We start from the raw sequence: 20,949 nt of genomic DNA, 5'->3' as shown, positions 1-20,949 counted from the left end.
AGGGAGTATGCGGTCAAAAGCTGCATCCGGGGTTCGAATCCCCGCCTCACCGCCATTTTGCATCCGTAGCTCAGCTGGATAGAGTACTCGGCTACGAACCGAGCGGTCGGAGGTTCGAATCCTCCCGGATGCACCATCTTCTCAGTGTTGCGGCTTCTTGAGTGACATTGAATCAGCAGTAAAAGCAGTGCCCCTGATGCATCCGTAGCTCAGCTGGATAGAGTACTCGGCTACGAACCGAGCGGTCGGAGGTTCGAATCCTCCCGGATGCACCATCTTCTCTCAAAGTATCCTCAAACTATCAGCAACGATAGTGCTTCAAAGACATTCCATTTCTAAGAAACTCCCCCAGAAAACTCCTTAACCCTTTGTTCAGTATTGGCATCTTTCTTCGTCCAGGCTAATTTATATCTGTAATCAATCTGTTTTCAGGTAGCAAGGAGAGAAATCCATGAAATGGTTCAAAGCTGTCTCTGCGTTCTGTGCAGCGAGCATTTTCGCCGTATCGCTGGCGGGCTGTGCGGGATCGTCAACCAAAGAGAGCACTGGCGGCTATATCGATGACACAGTGATCACCACTAAGGTGAAATCCGCGCTGTTCAGCGATAAAGATGTCAAATCTAATGAAATCAGCGTCGTGACCTTTAAAGGCCGCGTACAGTTGAGCGGGTTCGTGTCTTCCCAGGCGATTGCCAATCGTGCAGTCGAACTCACGCGTAACGTCACAGGCGTGCGTGTGGTCGAAAACGACATGCAGGTTAAGTAACGCCAAACACTTTAGCTCAGAGGCACCTTCGCGGTGCCTTTGTTGTTTTCGGCTGGCGGCGACAAGCTACCCCTTTTTACGTTAAAGTAACGTTTTGTTATCCGGTGAGTGAGAGCATGATGTACGAGCGCTATGCAGGACTGATTTTCGACATGGATGGCACCATCCTCGATACCGAACCGACTCATCGTAAGGCCTGGCACGAGGTGCTTGGCCGTTACGGTATGCACTTTGATGAAGCGGCAATGGTGGCGCTCAACGGTGCTCCCACCTGGCGCATCGCTGAGTCGGTTATCGCTCTCAATCAGGCAACGCTCGATCCCCACCAACTGGCCCGTGAGAAAACAGATGCGGTGAAAGTGATGCTGCTGGACACAGTGCGTCCGCTGCCACTGATTGATGTGGTTAAAACGTGGCACGGCCGTCGACCGATGGCAGTGGGCACAGGCAGTGAAAGCGCTATTGCTGAAGCTCTGCTTAGCCATTTAGGGCTGCGGCAATACTTTACGGCGGTCGTAGCTGCGGACCATGTTAAGCATCACAAACCGGCCCCAGATACTTTTCTGCTTTGTGCTGAATTGATGGGCGTTGCGCCTGAACAGTGCGTGGTCTTTGAAGATGCAGACTTCGGCCTTGAAGCGGCCCGTCTTGCGGGAATGGATGCTGTGGACGTGCGTCTGCTGTGAGTGACACGCTGTCTCTCTTCTCTCTGTTTGCCAGTAGTTTTCTCAGTGCCACGTTGCTGCCCGGCAACTCAGAGGTGGTGCTGGTCGGCATGCTGATAGCCGGGGTCAGTCATCCCTGGCTTCTTGTTTTAATAGCAACAATGGGTAATAGCCTTGGAGGGGTAACTAACGTTATTCTTGGGCGTTTATTTCCGCTACGTGATAATTCACGCTGGCGGGAAAAAGCAGTGGGCTGGCTAAGACGCTATGGGGCCGCCACACTGTTACTAAGCTGGATGCCTGTCATCGGCGATTTACTGTGTCTGCTGGCGGGATGGATGCGCATCTCGTGGGGACCGGTGCTTTTTTTCTTGTGCCTTGGCAAGGCGTTGCGCTATGTGGTCATTGCCGCAGCAACGCTGCAAGGTATGACGTGGTGGCACTAATTGGACTGATTGTGACCTTTAATCGTCAACCATGACAATTATGCTTAATAAAATGATTTCGACAGGCGGGAGGTCAATTTGATCCCGGACGTATCACAGGCGCTGGCCTGGCTGGAAAAGCATCCTCAGGCTGTGCGAGGAATTCAACGTGGGCTTGAGCGTGAAACACTGCGCGTCAATGCCGACGGTTCACTGGCAACAACCGGCCATCAGGATGCTCTTGGCTCGGCGCTGACCCATAAATGGATTACCACCGATTTTGCCGAAGCCTTACTGGAATTTATCACCCCCGTAGACGGTGATATTGATCATATGCTGACGCTGATGCGCGATGTGCATCGCTACACGGCTCGTCATATCGGTGACGAACGTATGTGGCCACTCAGCATGCCGTGCTACATCGCACCGGGTCAGGAAATCGAACTGGCGCAATACGGCACGTCAAACGTAGGGCGTCTGAAAACACTGTACCGCGAAGGGCTGAAGAACCGCTACGGCGCGCTGATGCAGACGATTTCCGGCGTGCACTATAACTTCTCGCTGCCGATGGCATTCTGGCAGGCGAAGTGTGGCGTTAACGGCACGGAAGACGGCAAAGAGGCCATCTCTGACGGCTATTTCCGCCTGATTCGCAATTACTACCGTTTTGGTTGGGTGATCCCGTATCTGTTCGGTGCTTCTCCGGCCATCTGTTCGTCGTTCCTGCAAGGGAAGTCGACGACGCTGCCGTTTGAGAAAACCGAATGCGGCATGTACTACCTGCCGTACGCGACTTCTCTGCGTCTGAGCGACCTGGGTTATACCAATAAGTCGCAAAGCAATCTCGGTATTACGTTTAACGATCTGCACGGCTATGTGGCAGGATTGAAGCGAGCGATCAAAACACCGTCGGAAGAGTACGCCAAAATTGGCGTCGAGAAAGACGGCAAGTTCCTGCAAATCAACAGCAACATCCTGCAGATTGAGAACGAGCTGTATGCGCCAATTCGTCCAAAACGTGTGACCCGCAGCGGTGAAACGCCGTCTGATGCGTTGCTGCGCGGCGGCATCGAGTACATCGAAGTGCGCTCGTTAGACATCAACCCGTTCTCGCCGATTGGGGTGGACGAGCAGCAGGTGCGCTTCCTCGATCTGTTTATGGTCTGGTGTGTGCTGGCAGATGCGCCAGAGATGAGCAGCGATGAACTGCTGTGTACCCGCACCAACTGGAATCGCGTGATTCTGGAAGGCCGCAAGCCAGGTCTGACGCTGGGCATTGGCTGCGAAACCGCGCAGTTCCCGCTGGAGAAAGTGGGCAAAGACTTGTTTGCCGACCTGAAACGCGTTGCGCAGACGCTGGACAGCATTGAAGGCGGAAATGCCTACCAACAAGTGTGTGATGAGCTGGTCGCAAGCTTTGACAATCCGGAGTTAACTTTCTCAGCACGCATTTTGCGTTCTATGCTTGAAAGTGGCATTGGCGGGACAGGCAAAACGTTGGGCGAGCAATACCGCACAATGCTGCGCGAAGAGCCGCTGGAGATTTTGCACGAAGCGGATTTTGAAGCGGAACGTGAAGCGTCAATCGCTCGTCAACGTCAGATCGAAGAGGCGGATACCGAGCCTTTTGCTGCGGTGGTTGCGCGTCACGCCTGACAGAAAAGAAAAAGGCCACATCATTGTGGCCAAACTTTCATCTCTGAAGAACAGGGATGATGATAACAAATGCGCGTCTTTCATATACTCAGACTCGCCCGGGAACAAAGAGTTCAGTTTATTTATAAAAAAATCACACTCTTCAGTTATTTTTTCTCCTGGCCCTGATGGCACAAGAGAAAGCGAAGAGTTCGGAGGAGACAAAATGCCGTTATTAGATAGCTTCACTGTCGACCATACCCGAATGGAAGCCCCTGCTGTTCGCGTCGCAAAAACCATGCATACGCCGCACGGCGACGAGATCACCGTCTTTGATCTGCGCTTTTGCGTACCGAACAAAGAAGTGATGCCAGAGAAGGGCATTCACACGCTTGAACATCTGTTCGCGGGCTTCATGCGCGATCACCTGAACGGGAATGGCGTCGAGATCATCGATATTTCCCCAATGGGCTGCCGTACTGGCTTCTACATGAGTCTGATTGGCACGCCGGATGAAACCCGCGTCGCTGATGCGTGGAAAGCGGCGATGGCGGATGTTCTGAAGGTCAAAGAACAGAACCAGATCCCGGAGCTGAACGTCTATCAGTGCGGCACTTACACCATGCACTCACTGCAGGAAGCACAGGACATCGCCCGTAGCATTATCGACCGTGGCGTGCGTGTGAACAGCAATGATGAGCTGGCGCTGCCGAAGGAGAAGCTGCAGGAACTGCATATCTAGTCCTCTGCACAGTGCCGGATGGCGCTGCGCTTATCCGGCCTACAACATCAGCAGGCCGGGCAATATAAAAAAAGCCAGTTCATCACGAACTGGCTTTTTTGTTAGTGAGCGCCACCGCCGCCGCCGCCCGCACCAAATGGCGGTCTGGCGAGCCAGATGAGGCCCAGCAGGACGATAAAGATCCCCGCTGAAATCCAGAAAATTTCATTGGCCGAAATGATCAAGCCCTGGGCGGTGATCTCCTGCGCGATAAAGCCTGAAGCCTGCTGCTGTGTCATCCCCAGGCCTTGCAGCTGATCGTACATTTGCTGGGCGTTCGGGTTGTACGGCGTCACCGATTCTGTCAATTGCGCGTGGTGCATCGCTTCGCGGTTCGTCCACATGGTTGTGGTAAACGACGTCCCGATTGACCCTGCCAGCGTACGGGTAAAGTTCGACAGACTCGACGCCGCCGCCAGCCGTTCCGGAGGTAACCCCGAGAGCGTGATGGTCGTCAGTGGCATAAAGAAGCAGGCCACGGCGAAGCCCTGAATAAACTGTGGCCACGCGGATGCGCCAAAATCCATACCCGGTTCGAACGTATACGCACGCCAGTAGAAGCACACGGCATACATAATAAAACTGAAGGTGACCAGCCGTCGCATATCGAGTTTATGGGCAAAGCGCCCGATAATCGGTGACAGCAGAACCGGAATAACCCCCACCGGCGCAGATGCAAGCCCGGCCCAGGTGGCGGTGTAACCGTAGACCTCCTGCAACAGCTGCGGCAGCAGGACGATAGCGCCGAAGTAGAGCATGTACGCGAGGCTGATGCAGAGTGTGCCAATGGTGAAATTTCGCGACTTAAACAGCGACAGGTCGACTATCGGGTTATCGTCGGTGAGCTCCCAGACTATCAGGAAGCTTATCGCCACCACGGCAACAATGGCCAGCACCACGACTTCCATCGAGTTAAACCAGTCCAGTTCTTTCCCGCGGTCGAGCATCACCTGCAAACTGCCGATACCGACCACCAACAGCGCCAGGCCGATGCCATCGATACGCCGCTGCTCGGTGCGAGTTTCACGCCCGCGCAGGCTTTGCAGCGTCAGCAGAACCACCACCGCACCAATCGGCACGTTGATAAAGAAGATCCAGCCCCAGTGATAGTTATCGCTGATATAGCCGCCGAGGATCGGGCCGCATATTGGTGCCACGATAACCGTCATTGACCATAACGCCAGTGCGACAGAACGCTTGGCAGGCGGATAGTTGCTCAGCAGCAAACTTTGCGACAGTGGGATCAGCGGTCCGGCGACCACACCCTGAATCACGCGGAAGAAAATCAGCATGGTCAGGCTGTTGGAGACGCCACAGGCCCAGGACGCAATCACAAACGCGACCGTCGACCACAGGAAGAGTTTGACTTCACCTACGCGCTTTGCCAGCCAGCCGGTGATCGGGATCGAGATGGCGTTTGCCACCCCGAAAGAGGTGATGACCCAGGTTCCCTGGCTCAGCGATGAGCCAAGGTTACCGGCAATGGTCGGGATCGCCACGTTGGCGATCGTCGAATCCAGCACCTGCATAAACGTCGCCAGAGAGAGGGCAATGGTCATGATGACCAGTTGCGCACCTTCCAGTGGTTTTTGCGGTTGTTGCTGTTGCATTACGCTCACCCCTGATCAGTTGGCGTTAGCCTGGACGATGCCATCAATCAGTTTATTCACCGGGTCGAGACTGATTTCACGAGCATTACTTTCGTAAGCCGGGCTGCTACGCACCTGGCTTGCCAGTATCTCGCCACCGCGATCGGCGGTGTCCACTTTCACCAGCGTAGAGAGGCCGATGCGCAGCGGGTGTTGTGCCAGTTGCTTCTCATCGAGCTCAATACGTACGGGCAGACGCTGAACCACTTTGATCCAGTTACCAGTGGCGTTTTGTGCCGGGAGCAGGGAGAAGGCGCTGCCTGTCCCCATATCGAGGCCCACAATCTTGCCGGTGTACTTCACATCATCACCGTAGATATCGCTGACAATGGTCGCGGTCTGGCCGATGCGCATATGCGCCAGCTGGGTCTCTTTGAAGTTCGCATCCACCCACAGATTGGTGGCCGGAACCACCGCCATCAGCGGCGTGGTTGGGCTAATTTGCGCGCCAGGCTGAACGGCACGACGAGAGACATAACCGGTCATTGGGCTGACGATTTTGGTACGTTGCAGGGCAAGCCATGCATTACGGACTTCGGTCGCCGCCTGCTGAACAGCCGGTTGATTTTCAAGCTGAGTGCCCAGCACCATCGCCTGGTTGGCGTTGTACTGCTGAATAGCGACGTTCAGTTCTGCCTGCGCACTGGCTACGGCATCGCGCGCGTGTTGCAGCTCTTCACGGCCAATCAAATTAGCGCTGCCGAGCGGAATGCGGCGATTCAGGTCAGTCTGTGCCTGCGCCAGAGCGGTCTTTTTAACGTCAATGCTCGCCTGAAGCTGTTTGCTGTTGATCATCAACTGGCGGGTCTGACGAACACTGGAGGCTAAGCCCGTTTTCGCCTTCTCGAATGCCTGCTGGGCATCGGTCTGGTCGAGCGTGACCAGCACGTCGCCTTTTTGCACGTAGTCGGTGTTGTCAGCCCAGACTTTCGTCACGCTGCCAGACACCTGTGCCATGATTTGAACCTGGTTCCCTGCCACGTACGCATCATCCGTTTCTTCATAATGACGCAGTACTAAAAACCAATAGATCCCATATGCCACTGCAATAACAATAAAGAGCAAGGTCAGAAGCAGAAGGGCACCTTTACGTTTGCCTTTCTTGCTCGCCGGTTGCTGCGGGCTTTGAGTCTCCGCATTCGCGCTCATGTTGTTCTCCACGATCTTATTATTTCACATCGGCTGAGCCGACCTGTTTGTCAGAAAGGCCAGCAGTTATGCGCTGCTGGCCTGTCAGTTTTCTTTTATTAATCAGGATGGTGAGCGAGTCACACGCTTAACGAAGTGCCTCGAGCACGACGCCGTCTTCGTCCATCTGATCCAGACGAGTCAGGAGCTTGCGGGTGATTTGCTCAAGTTGGTCTTTTTCGGTGACGCTTAAAGAGGACCAGAGCTGGTGCAGGCAGTTGTGCTGCGGCGGTAACACTTCGCGCAGGAACTGATGACCTTTCTCGGTGAGTTGCAAATGCAGGCAGCGACGGTCGTTGTCACTTTCGCGGCGTTCTATCCAGCCACGTTTTTCCAGCTCATCGGCAATACGGGTCGCGTTAGTACGGGAAGACCCCAGCGCACAGCTCAGCTCAGAAGGCTGAATGCTATGGTTTTCCTGAGACTCCAGCGTGATTAACGCCATAAATAACGTCTCGTTAATCCCTTGAGCTTTCAGCATTTTATTGCGGTTTTCCAGCAGCTTGCCTTGCATGTGCATGCACAGGCGAGTCAGAAGAATTTCCTGATAAGGGAAATCTTCATGGCGGCTGGCGCGAAATTTTAGCATTTGTTCAATGGGCGTAAACGAACTATCCATTTGGGCATAACCTCATTAATTTCAGCCGATATAGTAACGACAGTGACAAATAAAGTAAATGAATTAATGCGCCGAAATCATGGGCCGGAGCAATTTATTCATAAAAAGTATTGTCTGACGGCGAACGACCGCGCCGTCAGCGTCCCAGGAGGTTTCATCGTGAAAGTGTAATAATTACCCGAGAAACAGTTACCGGGTTGATCAGGTGGATAACCTTAACAGACAAAGGGGTGCCTTAACACCCCAATGCAAGAATAACGCCATGAATGTGAAGCCTTTTCAGGCAATGGCGTCCTGGCGATGAAATCCTCGCCACCATACCAGTAAGTTCAGTGCGGCCATCACCGCACCGGCCGCACACACGCCCGTCCAGCCGTAGTGTTGCCAGGCGTAAGCCGAGATAAGCGAGCCCGCAGCGCCGCCAATGAAGTAGCTGGTCATGTAACCGGCTGTCAGACGATTTCGTGCGTCTGGCTGCACGCGGTAAATGACGGTTTGGTTGGTGATGTGCACGCCCTGAACGGTCAGGTCGAGAACCAGAATGCCCACAACCAGCGCCAGCACCGAGGCATGACCAAACCAGATGGCAACCCACGAGAGCAGCAGAAGCACCAGACCCGTGGTTGTGGTCAAATGCGATTTGCCTTTGTCCACGAAACCGCCAGCCGGACGTGCGCCCAGCGCGCCTGCTGCGCCTGCCAGCCCAAACAGCCCGATCACGCCCTCAGAGAAATGGAAAGGGGCACCGGCCAGCAGGAAGGCCATTGAAGTCCAGAGAATGCTGAAGTTGGCGAAGGTCAGGCAGCCGAGTAAGGCTCGGGTCCGCAGCAGTTTGTCACGGATAAACAGGCTGAAGACCGAACGCAGAAGCTGCGGATAGTTGAGATGGGTTTCTTGTTTAACCTGAGGGAGGCCGCGCCAGAGGGCAATCGCCATCAGCACCATCAGGCCGGAAGCAAGCCAGTAAACGGTGCGCCATCCGCCCAGGCTGGCAAGCAATCCGGCAACGGTTCGCGCCAGAAGAATGCCGAGCAGCAGGCCGCTCATGATTGTCCCGACCACTTTCCCACGCTTTTCCGGGCTGGCGAGCGTTGCCGCCAGCGGCACCAAAATCTGCGCGACAACAGAGAAAAGCCCGGTTAAGGCGGTGCCGAGGATCATCATCGATAACGACTGGCTCGAGGCGGTGATCAACATGCCGCCCGCAGCAAGTAGCGTCATGGTCACAATCAGTGCGCGTCGCTCAAACATATCGCCGAGCGGCACCAGAAACAGCAGACCCGCCGCATAGCCAAGCTGGGCGGCGGTAACGATGAATCCAGCCTGTCCGGCAGAGAGTGAAAACGCGCGAGCAATCGTATCGAGCAGCGGTTGGGCGTAGTAGTTACTGGCAACGGCAAGGCCGGTTGCCACAGACATCAGCGCAATCAGCGCGGGGCTAAGCGAGTGTTTAGTCATCAGTGAATCGTTATCTGAGTGATTATTTTACTGGTGAGCAATGATAACGAGTTTGCGGAGGTTTAGGGAAATGTTGGGTGTCGGATAGTGCGGTTAAGATTTGCGCCGTCTGATCCCCTCTCCCCCAGCCCCTCTCCCAAAAGGAGAGGGGAGTAAGGTCAATTCCCGCACCTAATAGAAGAGGGGCTCAATCTATTCCCTCTCCCCGCGGGAGAGGGTTAGGGAGAGGGGCGAGCACAATCTACTTCTGCGCAGCCAGCGCTTCTTTTACCCAGCCGTCAAACTGCTGCTGATGGCCTTTGATCCAGCCATCGACGTGGCCCTGGATATCCGCTTCTGACGAGTGCCCTTCGTGCATCATCGCGTTTTGGGCGTTGATATCCGCCAGCGGCAGCTTCATCAGTGAGAACAGCTTCGCGGCCGCCGGGTTTTTCTCAGCCCAGGCTTTGTTTGCCACAATGTGCATGGTGTTCACCGGGAAACCATAGTTAGCGCCGTTTGGCAGTTTGGTGTCGATGTCTTTCTGCTCACCCGGCATGGATGAGAACGGCACCTGCAGCCACACCACATCTTTCCCTGGCTTGAGCACATCGCTGACCCAGTAAGGCGTCCAGGTGTAATAAATAACGGGTTTGCCTTCTTTATAACGGGCGATGGTGTCCGCCATCATTGCAGAATAGTTGCCGTGGCTAACGTCGACGGTTTTAGCCAGATCGAACGCTTTGTTCTGGTGATTAATCACTGCTTCACAGCCCCAGCCAGGCGAGCAACCCATCATGTCGGCTTTGCCGTCGCCGTTGCTGTCAAAGAGTTTGGCGATCTTCGGGTCTTTAAGCTGGGCAATATTGGTGATGTGATATTGATCGGCGGTTTTTTTGTCGATCAGGTAACCCTGTGCCGCGCCTGTCACGAACACGCCTTCACGGTAAAACTTCTTGTCGCCGCCAGCGGCTTTGTACATATCGTCATGCAGTGGCTGCCAGTTCACGGCGGTAAACGTAGCATCGCCAGAGGCGATCGAGGTATAGCCCACGTTGTAATCGACTTCGCTCGGTGCGCTCACCGTGTAGCCAAGTTTCTCCAGCGCGCGGCTGACCAGCAGCGTCTGGAAGGTTTCTTCAGAAATGGTGCTCTGCACCGGTTGCACGGTAATGCCTTTACCCGGCAGGTCGGCGGCAAAAGTGCTGGTGGAGACAAGCGTGGCAAACGCTGTGGCAAACATTACGCGATGTCGCATCGTTGTTCCTTATTTTAGTGGTGAAGGTTGCCGGGCGGCACTGCGTTTGCCCGGCCTGGTGATTTTGTAGGCCGGATAAGCGTTAGCGCCATCCGGCACTTTATTTTGTGAATGGACGGAGGATTAACCCAAGAGGCCCGGTGGTGTACCAGCGACGGTTACCGCGGCTGCGTGAATCACGGCCGACAGCCTGTGTCAGACGGTCAAGGATGATCGCAAGGATAACGATCCCCACGCCGCCGACGCTCGCCAGGCCCATGTCGAGACGGCCAATACCGCGCAGCACCATCTGGCCCAGACCGCCGACGGCGATCATCGAGGCGATAACCACCATCGACAGCGCCAGCATCAGCGTCTGGTTCACCCCGGCCATGATGGTCGGCATCGCCAGCGGGAGCTGGACTTTGAACAGCATCTGGCGCGGACTGGCACCAAACGAGCGTGAAGCTTCAATCAAGTCCGCCGGGACCTGGTTAATGCCGAGGATAGTCAGGCGCACAATTGGCGGCAGGGCGAAGATAATCGTCACCACCACGCCCGGCACGTTGCCGATCCCGAACAGCATAACGATGGGCACCAGATACACGAACGCAGGCGTGGTCTGCATTGCATCCAGCAGCGGACGAACAATCTTCGAAGCACGAGGACTCCGCGCCAGCCAGATCCCCAGCGGCAGGCCGATAAGCACACAGAAGAACAGCGCCGTCAGGACCAGTGCCAGGGTGATCATCGCCTGCGTCCAGGCGCCGATAGCCCCGATCAGAATCAGTGAAATCAGCGTGGCAACGCCCATTCCAGCGCCACCAATCTGCCAGGCGATCAGCGCGAACAGCGCGATGGCCATCGGCGCAGGCATGCCGGTCAGCAGGTGCTGAAACCCGCCAAGGATGTAATCCACCGGCATACGGATGCCCTGGAAAACCGGACGGAAGTTGCTGACGATCCAGTCGATACCGTGGGTAACCCAGTTATCAAGGGGGATCAGTGTCTTATGGAACGGGTCCATAATATTGAAATGCTCAGCCTGTGGCGCGGGCGCGCTGTGCAGCCAGTCGGCACCGCCGCCATCCGTCGGGGCTGGCGCAGGCGTTCCCCATGCGTCAGCCGATTGCGCAGCGCTATCGGCTGCCGGTGTGGTTGCCCACGGATTAGATTGATCAGCCATTGTTTGTTCCCTCTCGATCTAAAGCCTGCAACAGCACGCTTTTGGAAATGATGCCCACATACTGCTGGTTCTCGTCGACCACCGGCACCGCACACGGTGCCTGACCGACATGAGAAAGCAGCTCGCTCAGCGCAGTCTGAGCATCAACCGCCAGCGGCGTTTCAAGCAACGCAGCGTCGATGTTCTCGCCTGCTGCCAGCGCGGCTTTCAGGGAATCGATAGAGACAATGCCAACAAATTTATTCCCGCGTTCAATGACATAGCCATATTCACGGTCTTCGTCCTGCAGCAGTTTGATGGCAGAGCGAGGACCAAAGCCCGGCGCTTTACGCAGCAGGCCTTTCGGCGTACGGCGGGCGATATCTTTCGCGCTAAAGACCTGGCTAATATCCACGCCACGGAAGAACGTCCGCACGTAGTCATTGGCCGGATTATTCAGAATTTCGTCCGGTGTACCGACCTGAACGACTTCGCCATTTTGCATAATGGCAATGCGATCGCCGATGCGCATGGCTTCATCAAGATCGTGGGAAATAAAGACAATGGTACGCTGATGTCTGGCCTGTAATTTCACCAGTTCATCCTGCATCTCAGTACGAATTAAGGGATCGAGCGCAGAGAAGGCTTCGTCCATTAATAAGATGTCAGGGTTGATGGCTAATGCCCGGGCCAGGCCAACGCGCTGGCGCATGCCGCCGGATAATTCATCCGGGTAAGCGTGAGCGTAATTATCCAGGCCAACCTGACGCAGGGCATCGAGGGCTTTTTCCTGACGCTCCTGTGGCGCAATACCGGCTAATTCCATACCGAACGCCGTATTGTCCAGCACGTTCATATGGGGCATCAGCGCAAAGGACTGGAAGACCATCGCAATTTTCTTGCGGCGCACTTCACGCAGTTCGGCATCGGAAATTTTGGCAATATCGATACCGTCGATCAGTACCTGCCCGCGAGTGGGTTCAATCAGGCGATTGAGAAGGCGTACCATGGTGGATTTTCCGGAACCGGACAACCCCATGATGACAAAAATCTCGCCTTCTTCAATGGCCAGACTGGCGTCGATAACGCCAAGAGATAAACCTGTTTTTTCCAGGATCTGCTCTTTGTTGAGACCCTTTTCGATATATTTGAATGCGCGCTGCGGATGTTCGCCAAATATTTTATAAAGATTTTTGATTTCTAATTTAATTGCCATGCAATAAACGAATTCCCATTATTTAATTATGTCGATATGTTACCTGATGAAAATAATTGACGGGTCTACCCTAACATACTCAGATTCTGAGACAACCCTCAATTTCCCGATGCTTCCTGCATTTCCTGTGCCCGACTGGCGCGATGCCCCCATGATATAAGGGCTGAGGGGAAATGAATTCAGACTGGTATTTTTTGTAAGCGCGGTCAAATTTCGGCTGAAACTGAGTGGGATATTGAAATAATCATATTTTATTTATGGGTTAATCCTCTAAATAATTCGCGTTGTAGAAAGGCGGCAAATACGCAAAATCCCCAGGAGCTTACTTAAGTAAGTGACTGGGGTGCGCGTATGCAGCCAACGCATCTACAGCGTGAAGTATGAAGAGGATCAGAAGTTCCAGTCTTCGTCTTCGGTTTCTACCGCTTTCCCCATCACATAGGAGGAGCCTGAACCTGAGAAGAAATCGTGGTTTTCATCGGCGTTGGGCGACAGCGCCGCAAGGATTGCCGGGTTCACGTCTGCCATCTCAGGCGGGAACAGCGCTTCATAGCCAAGGTTCATCAGCGCCTTATTGGCGTTGTAACACAGGAATGCTTTGACATCGTCTTCCCAGCCCGTCCCGGCATACAGCGCCTCGGTGTAGGCCAGCTCGTTGTCGTAGAGATCCATTAGCAGATCGAGGGCGAAATTTTTCAGTGCTTCGCGTTCGCTCTGGCTTACAAGCTCCAGCCCTTTCTGGAATTTATAGCCAATGTAGTAACCATGGACGGCTTCATCGCGGATGATCAGGCGAATCAGATCCGCAGTATTGGTCAGCTTGCCGCGGCTGGACCAGTACATTGGCAGCCAGAAACCGGAATAGAAGAGGAACGACTCCAGGAACACGCTGGCGATTTTCTTCTTCAACGGCGCATCTGCTGCATAGTGTTCCAGCATCAGCTGCGCTTTGCGCTGTAGCGGCTCGTTCTCCTCACTCCAGGCGTAGGCGGCATCCACGTCTTTGGTCTGGCAAAGCGTTGAAAAAATCGAACTGTAGGAACGCGCATGCACGGCTTCCATAAAGCTGATGTTCGACATCACCGCTTCCTCGTGCAGCGTGAGCGAATCGGGCATTAACGCCGGTGCGCCAACCGTATTCTGAATGGTGTCGAGCAGCGTTAACCCAGTGAAGACGCGGATCGTGAGCTGTTGTTCTTCCGGGCTTAATGACTGCCACGCCGGAATATCGTTCGACAGCGGCACTTTCTCCGGCAGCCAGAAATTGCTGGTTAAGCGGTTCCAGACTTCCAGATCTTTGTCGTCCTGGATGTTATTCCAGTTGATGGCGCAGACCGGTGATAAACGGTTCATCCTTCTCTCCTTACAATGCGCACGACACGCAGCCTTCAATTTCTGTGCCTTCGAGCGCCAGCTGGCGCAGGCGGATGTAGTACAGGGTCTTGATGCCTTTCTTCCACGCGTAAATCTGGGCTTTGTTGATATCACGCGTGGTGGCGGTATCCGGGAAAAACAGCGTCAGCGACAGGCCCTGATCGACGTGCTTTGTCGCTTCGGCATAGGTGTCGATGATTTTTTCAGGCCCAATCTCATAGGCATCCTGATAGAGCGCCAGATTGTCGTTGGTCATAAACGGGGCCGGGTAATAGACGCGCCCGGTTTTCCCTTCCTTGCGGATCTCAATTTTCGAGACAATCGGGTGAATACTTGAGGTTGCATGGTTGATATAGGAAATCGACCCGGTCGGCGGCACGGCCTGCAAATTCTGGTTGTAGATGCCATAACGCATCACGTCATCCCGCAGCTGCTGCCACATTTCACGGGTAGGGAGCGTGATGCCCGCTTGCGCAAACAGTGTGCGGACACGTTCCGTTTTCGGCTGCCACTCCTGCTCCAGATACTGGCGGAAATACTCGCCGCTGGCATACCGTGACTGCTCAAACCCGGCAAAGCGTTGATGGCGTTCGCGTGCCAGCTGCATTGACGTGCGCAGCGCATGCCAGGTGATGGTGTAAAAATAGAGGTTGGTGAAATCCAGCCCTTCAACGCTTCCGTAGGCAATTCCCTCACGAGCCAGATAGCCATGAAGGTTCATCTGCCCAAGCCCAATCGCGTGTGACGCCGCGTTTCCCGCTTCAACTGAGGGAACTGAGCGAATGTGGCTCATGTCTGATACGGCCGACAGGCCACGGATCGCGGTTTCCACTGTGCGGCCAAAGTCCGGCGAATCCATCGTGTGAGCAATGTTCAGCGAGCCTAAATTGCAGGAGATATCGTGCCCGGTGGCGGCGTAATCCAGGTTCTCATCAAAGGTTGAGGCGCTGTTGACCTGCAAAATTTCGGAACACAGGTTGCTCATATTGATGCGCCCGGCAATCGGGTTCGCACGGTTGACCGTATCTTCAAACATGATGTACGGATAGCCGGATTCAAACTGGATTTCGGCCAGGGTCTGAAAGAAATCGCGGGCGTTGATCCAGGTTTTTCGCACGCGTGCGTCAGCCACTAACTGGTCATACATTTCGCTCACTGCGATATCACCAAACGGTTTGCCGTACAGGCGCTCAACGTCATACGGGGAAAACAGCGCCATCTGCGCATTCTCTTTCGCCAGGCGGAAGGTGACATCCGGGATCACCACGCCAAGCGACAGCGTTTTGATGCGAATTTTTTCATCGGCGTTTTCACGTTTGGTATCAAGAAAACGCAGGATGTCCGGGTGATGAGCATGCAGATACACCGCGCCTGCGCCCTGACGGGCTCCAAGCTGGTTTGCATAAGAGAAAGCATCTTCAAGCATTTTCATCACCGGGATCACCCCGGAAGACTGGTTTTCGATACGTTTAATGGGCGCACCCGCTTCGCGCAGATTCGAAAGCAAAAAAGCCACACCGCCGCCGCGTTTAGATAGCTGCAAGGCTGAATTTACCGCGCGACCAATCGATTCCATGTTGTCTTCAATGCGCAGCAGGAAGCAGGAGACTAATTCACCACGCTGCTGTTTGCCGCAGTTGAGGAAGGTTGGCGTCGCAGGCTGGAAGCGGCCGGAGAGCATTTCGTCTGTGAGCTGACGAGCCAGAGATTCATCGCCCTGTGCCAGCGTCAGCGCCACCATCACCACGCGGTCTTCAAAGTGTTCGAGGAACTGTTTGCCATCGAAGGTTTTCAGCGTGTAGCTGGTGTAAAACTTCCAGGCCCCGAGAAACGTTTTGAACTGAAACTGGCTGGCGTGAGCGTGGGCAAAGAGATCGGCAATAAACGCGCGGTTGAAGCGTGCCAGAACGCGTTCATCGTAATAACCCTCTGCAACCAGCCAGTCCAGGCGCGCGTCCTGATTGGCGAAGGTGCGTGAGTTGGGGCGCACGTAGGCGCTCATAAAAGCGTTCACGGCTTCGGCATCTTTCTCAAACTGAATGCGGCCGTCTTTGTCGTACAGATTCAGCATCGCATTGAGCGCATGGTAGTCCGGGGCGCTCTGGGTCACACGTTCTGCGGTTGTCGTTGCCAAAATTCGCTCACTCCTTTTCGCACGTTGTCGATATCGCTTTGGGTGCCCATCAGTTCAAACCTGTAGAGGTAAGGCACGCCGCATTTCTGCGCGATGACATCTCCGGCGCGGCCAAAAGCTTCGCCGAAGTTTCGGTTGCCCGAGGCAATCACGCCGCGTATCAGGGCGCGATTGTGCGGGTCGTTTAAAAAGCGGATCGCCTGGCGAGGCACAGCGCCTGCCGTGCCGCCTCCGCCGTAGCTGGGCACCACCAAAATGTAAGGCTCGTCCACCTGGATGCGTTCCCGTTCATTGAGCGGAATACGCACGGCAGGCAGCCCCAGCCGCTCGATAAAGCGCAATGTGTTTTCGGAGCTGCTGGAGAAAAAGACGAGGGTGCTCATGCCCGTGCCGCAACGGCCTCAGGGCGCAGACGATTGATCATGTCCGGACGAAAACCAGACCAGCTCACGTCGCCAGCAATCACCACTGGCAGAGAACGAAAGCCTTGTGCGCGCAAGGTGTCAGCAGCATCAGGATGGTGATCGATATTGACCATCTCAAAGTCAAAGCCGCGAGACTCCATCGCCCGTTTGGTGGCATGGCACTGAACGCAGTCATTTCGTGTGTAAATAGTAATGCGCATGATTCGTATTTCCATTTAGAATGAAAAAGCGGCGCAAAAATCAGCGTCGGTTTGGGTGAATAAACTCTAAAGGGAATACTAGATGTAGTTATGAAAAACATCAACCATACAATATATAGATATTTTATCTTGATTTTCCCCCGCTAACGAGCGTAGCGAGGGCGAGGGTTTTGGGTCGTAATTACATGCGCATACTGACGGCGAGGCGGTTAAAGGCGTTCATCAGGCTAATGGCAAACGTCAGGTCGCTTATCTCTCTGGCACTGAAGTAAGCCAGCAGAGGTTGATAGACTTCATCTTCCGCGCGGTTGCGGGCAATGTCCGTCAAATCTTCCGCCCAGGCCAGCGCAGCGCGTTCGCGATCGGAGAAGTGATGACTCACTCTTCAGCCTGCGAGTGCATCCAGTTTCACCTGTTCCACACCGCGTTTACGCAGCGCTTTGCTGTGCATTTCCAGACAGAAGGCGCAGCCGTTGATTTGTGAAATCCGCAGATACACCAGTTCGATAACGGACAAATCCAGTTCGCTGTGTTCCAGCGCTTTTTTCGCCTGGCCCAGGGCGGCATACACTTCAGGGCTCAGTTCATAGTAGGGCTGACGTAATGTGGTCATTGCAGGTCTCCTCTTTTCGATGAACACAGTCTGTCACTATAATGGTCTGGTGTTGAGAGCCATCTTTTGAGTAAAAAACCAGACCATGAATTCACACTCCGCAGGGCCACGCTACCAGAGTATTGCGCGTCAGCTTAAAGCTGCCATTGAACAAGGTGAGCTTCTTCCCGGCAAACGGCTGCCTGCCAGCCGGGTCTATGCTCAGGAGCTTGGCGTTTCGCGGGCGACTGTGGAATCGGCATACGGTGAGCTTGTCGCGCAGGGCTGGCTGGAACGGCAGGGGCAGAAGGGCACTTTTGTCAGCGCAGGTGTTGTGCGAGGTCCAACGACGCCAGAGCCAGTCTGGTTTGGCGGCGAACAGCCGGAACCTCAGCCCTTTCAGATGGGGTTACCGGCGCTGGATCTTTTTCCCCGGGCTGTCTGGGCACGTGTTATGGGGCGACGCTTAAGGACGCAAACGCGTTTTGATCTCGCGCTCGGCGATGTGTGCGGTGAAATGAACTTACGCAACGCCATCGTGGAGTATCTGCGTTTTTCCCGCAGCATCGAGTGCATGCCTGAGCAGGTTTTTGTCACCACGGGCTATGCGGCTTCGATGGCGCTGATCCTGCAAACGCTCAGCAAACCAGGCGACCGAATCTGGCTGGAAGATCCCGGTTTTCCGCTGATTCGTCCGTTGATCGCCAGCCAGCAGCTTGAACTGTGTCCTGTGCCAGTGGACGATGACGGTATGCAGATTGAGGAGGGGATGCGGCTTGCTCCGGATGCCCGCTTTGCCCTGCTCACGCCAGCGCACCAAAGCCCGCTCGGCGTGGCGCTTTCCCTGCCTCGTCGTCATCAATTGTTAGACTGGGCGGCTCATCAGGCAGCGTGGATCATTGAGGATGATTACGACAGTGAATTTCGCTATCAGGGCAAACCGCTGCCGCCGATCAAAAGTCTGGATGCGCCGCAGCGCGTGATTTACGCCGGAACGTTTAGCAAGTCGCTGTTCCCGGCGCTGCGTTGTGCCTGGCTGGTGGTGCCCGCGCCGCTGGTGGCGCAATTTCGACAGCAGGCCTCGTATGCCGCCTGCGGCGTGCCGCTGCTCTGGCAACAAACGTTGGCCGATTTTATCCATGAAGGGCATTTCTGGCGGCATCTCAGGAAAATGCGTCAGCACTATGCACAGCGTCGCCAGTGGCTGGAGCAGGCACTGGCCGCTCACGGTTTTCAGGTGGTGCCGCAGCAGGGTGGGATCCAACTGGTGATGTCAGTGGAGGGCGACGACCGGGAACTGGCTGTACGTGGCCGTCGGGCCGGGCTTGCGGTGCAAGCGCTGAGCGACTGGCGGATGAACAGCCAGGGAGCCAGTGGTTTGCTGATGAGCTTTACCAATATCTCCAGCCCGGCGATGGCGCAGCAGCAGGTGCGTATGTTACAGCAGGCCATCAAATAAAAGCCCCGGCAGGTCAGAAACCTGTCGGGGCAGACGCGTATTTATTATCAGCATGACACCGTCATTATCGGCGCAAACTCAATAATGCGCCAATAAAGATCCCTACGGCCGCCGCAGCGCCCACGCTGTGCCAGGGTTTATCCCGCACGAAGCTGTCCGCGCAACCTACCGCATCGCGAGCAGCCTGCTGAACGCGTGTGCGGCCATACATTCTGGCCCGGGTTTCGCGAAGCAGGGACTGCGCTTTTCGCCGCGCGGTATCCGCTTCGTCTTTGGCATCGCTGCCCCAGGATTTCAACACCTCTTCCAGCGAGTCGGCCAGTTGACTGACATCGTTCTGAATATCCTGAACGCCTTCATCCACATCGTTACGATTGGGTCTGTTAAACATGGGTTCCTCCCCTGAGTGACGGTGAAATTAAGTTTAGGACAGATTGAAGTGAATCACGCCTTATTCGGCTGTTTATGGATTTTTCTGAAAGCGATGCTATTGCTGAATACTGTAAGGTGGCGTGGCTGTTGAGGACAACGAGGATAAAATATGTATTTACGACCTGATGAGGTGGCGCGCGTTCTTGAAAAAGTCGGTTTTACGATGGACGAAGTGACGCAGAAAATTTACGGTTACCGCCGTGGCGATAATTATGTTTATGTGAATCGCGAAGCCCGAATGGGCAGAACCGCGCTTATCATTCATCCGGGCCTGAAAGAGCGCAGCTATCTGCTGGCGGATCCGGCTTCTGAGATCAAAACCTGCGATCACTACCAGCAGTTTCCGCTTTATTTAGGCGGGGATGCACAAGAGCATTACGGCATTCCACACGGCTTCAGCTCACGCATTGCCCTTGAGCGTTTTCTGACAGGATTATTTGGCGAAGGGAAATAAGCGAACGACTGGCACGCGGCCAGTCGTGTCAGGCTGAGCGTCAGGCATACTGGCTGACGCGAAACAGACGGCGGCAGTAATCAAGGAAATAGCCGTACACGGCACCCATCAACATCGACACCACGATATTCGAACTTACCGCAGCAGCAATCTGGTGCCAGTCAGCGCCAACAGTCAGCAAAATCACGACATACACCGGCGACTGGAACGTCACATAAGCCAGCACATCAGCCAGGTTTTTCACCCATTTTGCCGGGCTTAATCGGCGGGCATACTGCATCACCCAATCGCGATATAAACCATAGGGCCATGCAATGATTATGTTGACCGGGATAGCCACCAGTCGCGAAGAAAGTGACTGCTCAAAGCTCATACCGGAGAGAAAAATTTCAATCAACATGTTCACGACGGAACAGTAGACCACCATGGCGAAAGTGTCTGCTGCCGCATGACGCAGGCGTGACTGCGCAGAGAACATCGGTATGCTCCTTGAAAAAGGGAATATCATTGGGATAGAACGTTTCTGACAGTGCTTTGGGTTGGATCTGTTTTCGCGTATAGAGTATCTATCTGGCTATTAAGTAACAACTAGCTTAAAATTTTTATTTATTCGCCTTTTGTTAATAAAATACTCTGCTGGCAGATGTTTTTCCGAAGTCGCGCTATTTTTGTTGTTGATTGCTTTGTTTGTTCATGTAAATCATATGCTTAACTTTTCCATGATGATGTGGGGTTTCTCTCCTTCGCCCACCTGAAGCCGTTTCGTATGTGCCTGAATCTGTATAGCCTCGTATTCAGCATTAACATCTTTTAAATGGCTGTTTTGTGGTGGTTAAAGCTATTCAATGCCGTGGGAGGTAATGCAACAAACGTGACTAATTATGCGGAAAGTGTGAGAAGTGATGTTCTTCCTAATCGCCTGACCCGGCAGAAATAATCTTCTTTTTGTAGTTATTAGGGGCTTTGTTGAATAAATCGAACTTTTGCTGAGTTGAAGGATCAGATCACGCATCCTCCCGATAACGAAGACCGTTCCGTGGCAAAGCAAAAGTTCAAAATTACCAACTGGCCCACCTACAACAAAGCTCTCATCAAC

Annotated in this window: 20 protein-coding genes, 2 tRNA genes and 2 pseudogenes; 10 read left to right on the top strand and 14 right to left on the bottom strand. The window is 54.3% G+C overall.

Going from position 1 to position 20,949, the window contains the following annotated elements:
* The first annotated feature begins 59 nt into the window (after positions 1-59).
* From ACRCWW_RS13890 to luxS, 7 genes are all read left to right on the top strand, one after another.
* Positions 60-136, top strand: a tRNA-Arg gene (locus tag ACRCWW_RS13890).
* A 62-nt stretch (positions 137-198) separates the two neighbouring features.
* Positions 199-275, top strand: a tRNA-Arg gene (locus ACRCWW_RS13885).
* A 176-nt stretch (positions 276-451) separates the two neighbouring features.
* On the top strand, positions 452-766 hold the full coding sequence (locus ACRCWW_RS13880) for a BON domain-containing protein (protein ID WP_438682939.1): 315 nt from the start codon (positions 452-454) through the stop codon (positions 764-766).
* Positions 767-885: 119 nt separating this feature from the next.
* Positions 886-1,452 (top strand): fructose-1-phosphate/6-phosphogluconate phosphatase, encoded by a 567-nt coding sequence (yqaB, locus tag ACRCWW_RS13875; RefSeq protein WP_438682938.1) that lies wholly within the window; start codon positions 886-888, stop codon positions 1,450-1,452.
* Positions 1,449-1,877 carry a YqaA family protein gene (locus ACRCWW_RS13870; protein ID WP_438682937.1) on the top strand — a complete coding sequence of 143 codons (429 nt, stop codon included), beginning with the start codon at positions 1,449-1,451 and terminating at the stop codon, positions 1,875-1,877. The genes yqaB and ACRCWW_RS13870 overlap by 4 nt, the downstream gene beginning before the upstream one ends.
* A gap of 78 nt (positions 1,878-1,955) precedes the next feature.
* Complete coding sequence (gene gshA, locus ACRCWW_RS13865) at positions 1,956-3,512, top strand: glutamate--cysteine ligase (protein ID WP_438682936.1); 1,557 nt, start codon at positions 1,956-1,958, stop codon at positions 3,510-3,512.
* Between the two features lie 205 nt (positions 3,513-3,717).
* Entirely contained in the window at positions 3,718-4,233 is a 516-nt protein-coding gene (gene luxS / locus ACRCWW_RS13860; protein ID WP_330983885.1) for an S-ribosylhomocysteine lyase, read from the top strand.
* 101 nt (positions 4,234-4,334) lie between these two features.
* Here the strand turns inward: luxS and emrB are convergent, their stop codons facing one another.
* The 12 genes and pseudogenes from emrB to ACRCWW_RS13800 form a co-directional block, all read right to left on the bottom strand.
* Complete coding sequence (emrB, locus tag ACRCWW_RS13855; RefSeq protein ID WP_438682935.1) at positions 4,335-5,882, bottom strand: multidrug efflux MFS transporter permease subunit EmrB; 1,548 nt, start codon at positions 5,880-5,882, stop codon at positions 4,335-4,337.
* A 15-nt stretch (positions 5,883-5,897) separates the two neighbouring features.
* Positions 5,898-7,070, bottom strand: coding sequence for a multidrug efflux MFS transporter periplasmic adaptor subunit EmrA (emrA, locus tag ACRCWW_RS13850; RefSeq protein WP_438682934.1), 1,173 nt, complete (start codon positions 7,068-7,070; stop codon positions 5,898-5,900).
* A gap of 127 nt (positions 7,071-7,197) precedes the next feature.
* The gene (gene emrR / locus ACRCWW_RS13845; RefSeq protein WP_438682933.1) at positions 7,198-7,728 is read right to left on the bottom strand and encodes a multidrug efflux transporter EmrAB transcriptional repressor EmrR; all 531 of its coding nucleotides are present in this window, start codon (positions 7,726-7,728) and stop codon (positions 7,198-7,200) included.
* 279 nt (positions 7,729-8,007) lie between these two features.
* Positions 8,008-9,186, bottom strand: a complete 1,179-nt coding sequence (locus ACRCWW_RS13840; protein ID WP_438682932.1) for an MFS transporter — start codon at positions 9,184-9,186, stop codon at positions 8,008-8,010.
* A gap of 241 nt (positions 9,187-9,427) precedes the next feature.
* Positions 9,428-10,423, bottom strand: a complete 996-nt coding sequence (gene proX / locus ACRCWW_RS13835) for a glycine betaine/L-proline ABC transporter substrate-binding protein ProX (protein ID WP_438682931.1) — start codon at positions 10,421-10,423, stop codon at positions 9,428-9,430.
* A 100-nt stretch (positions 10,424-10,523) separates the two neighbouring features.
* Positions 10,524-11,588 carry a glycine betaine/L-proline ABC transporter permease ProW gene (gene proW, locus ACRCWW_RS13830; protein WP_438682930.1) on the bottom strand — a complete coding sequence of 355 codons (1,065 nt, stop codon included), beginning with the start codon at positions 11,586-11,588 and terminating at the stop codon, positions 10,524-10,526.
* Entirely contained in the window at positions 11,581-12,783 is a 1,203-nt protein-coding gene (proV, locus tag ACRCWW_RS13825; protein ID WP_438682929.1) for a glycine betaine/L-proline ABC transporter ATP-binding protein ProV, read from the bottom strand. Before proV ends, proW begins: the two co-directional genes overlap by 8 nt.
* Before the next feature lie 390 nt (positions 12,784-13,173).
* Positions 13,174-14,136 carry a class 1b ribonucleoside-diphosphate reductase subunit beta gene (nrdF, locus tag ACRCWW_RS13820; protein WP_438682928.1) on the bottom strand — a complete coding sequence of 321 codons (963 nt, stop codon included), beginning with the start codon at positions 14,134-14,136 and terminating at the stop codon, positions 13,174-13,176.
* A gap of 10 nt (positions 14,137-14,146) precedes the next feature.
* Positions 14,147-16,291 carry a class 1b ribonucleoside-diphosphate reductase subunit alpha gene (nrdE, locus tag ACRCWW_RS13815; RefSeq protein WP_438682927.1) on the bottom strand — a complete coding sequence of 715 codons (2,145 nt, stop codon included), beginning with the start codon at positions 16,289-16,291 and terminating at the stop codon, positions 14,147-14,149.
* Entirely contained in the window at positions 16,264-16,674 is a 411-nt protein-coding gene (gene nrdI, locus ACRCWW_RS13810; RefSeq protein ID WP_438682926.1) for a class Ib ribonucleoside-diphosphate reductase assembly flavoprotein NrdI, read from the bottom strand. Before nrdI ends, nrdE begins: the two co-directional genes overlap by 28 nt.
* Entirely contained in the window at positions 16,671-16,916 is a 246-nt protein-coding gene (nrdH, locus tag ACRCWW_RS13805) for a glutaredoxin-like protein NrdH (protein WP_438682925.1), read from the bottom strand. Before nrdH ends, nrdI begins: the two co-directional genes overlap by 4 nt.
* A 181-nt stretch (positions 16,917-17,097) precedes the next feature.
* Positions 17,098-17,529 (bottom strand): annotated as a pseudogene (locus ACRCWW_RS13800) (carboxymuconolactone decarboxylase family protein).
* Between the two features lie 85 nt (positions 17,530-17,614).
* Here ACRCWW_RS13800 and ACRCWW_RS13795 point away from each other — a divergent pair.
* A complete protein-coding gene (locus ACRCWW_RS13795) occupies positions 17,615-18,967 on the top strand; it encodes a PLP-dependent aminotransferase family protein (protein WP_438682924.1) in 1,353 nt (450 codons plus the stop codon).
* A gap of 64 nt (positions 18,968-19,031) precedes the next feature.
* On the opposite strand, the gene ACRCWW_RS13790 is transcribed toward ACRCWW_RS13795, so the two are convergent.
* Positions 19,032-19,358, bottom strand: coding sequence for a DUF883 domain-containing protein (locus ACRCWW_RS13790; protein ID WP_438682923.1), 327 nt, complete (start codon positions 19,356-19,358; stop codon positions 19,032-19,034).
* 150 nt (positions 19,359-19,508) lie between these two features.
* On the opposite strand from ACRCWW_RS13790, the gene ACRCWW_RS13785 reads away from it, so the two are divergent.
* The gene (locus ACRCWW_RS13785) at positions 19,509-19,853 is read left to right on the top strand and encodes a DUF2002 family protein (protein WP_438682922.1); all 345 of its coding nucleotides are present in this window, start codon (positions 19,509-19,511) and stop codon (positions 19,851-19,853) included.
* 40 nt (positions 19,854-19,893) lie between these two features.
* On the opposite strand, the gene alaE is transcribed toward ACRCWW_RS13785, so the two are convergent.
* Complete coding sequence (gene alaE / locus ACRCWW_RS13780; protein ID WP_438682921.1) at positions 19,894-20,331, bottom strand: L-alanine exporter AlaE; 438 nt, start codon at positions 20,329-20,331, stop codon at positions 19,894-19,896.
* A 513-nt stretch (positions 20,332-20,844) separates the two neighbouring features.
* On the opposite strand from alaE, the pseudogene ACRCWW_RS13775 reads away from it, so the two are divergent.
* Positions 20,845-20,949 (top strand): annotated as a pseudogene (locus tag ACRCWW_RS13775) (IS5/IS1182 family transposase); the annotation flags it as partial.

This window comes from Scandinavium sp. (genome assembly GCF_051650185.1).
In the GTDB taxonomy this organism is placed as follows: Bacteria; Pseudomonadota; Gammaproteobacteria; order Enterobacterales; family Enterobacteriaceae; genus Scandinavium.
Note: the sequence above shows the minus strand (reverse complement) of the source record. Positions and strands in the feature narration are given on the sequence as shown.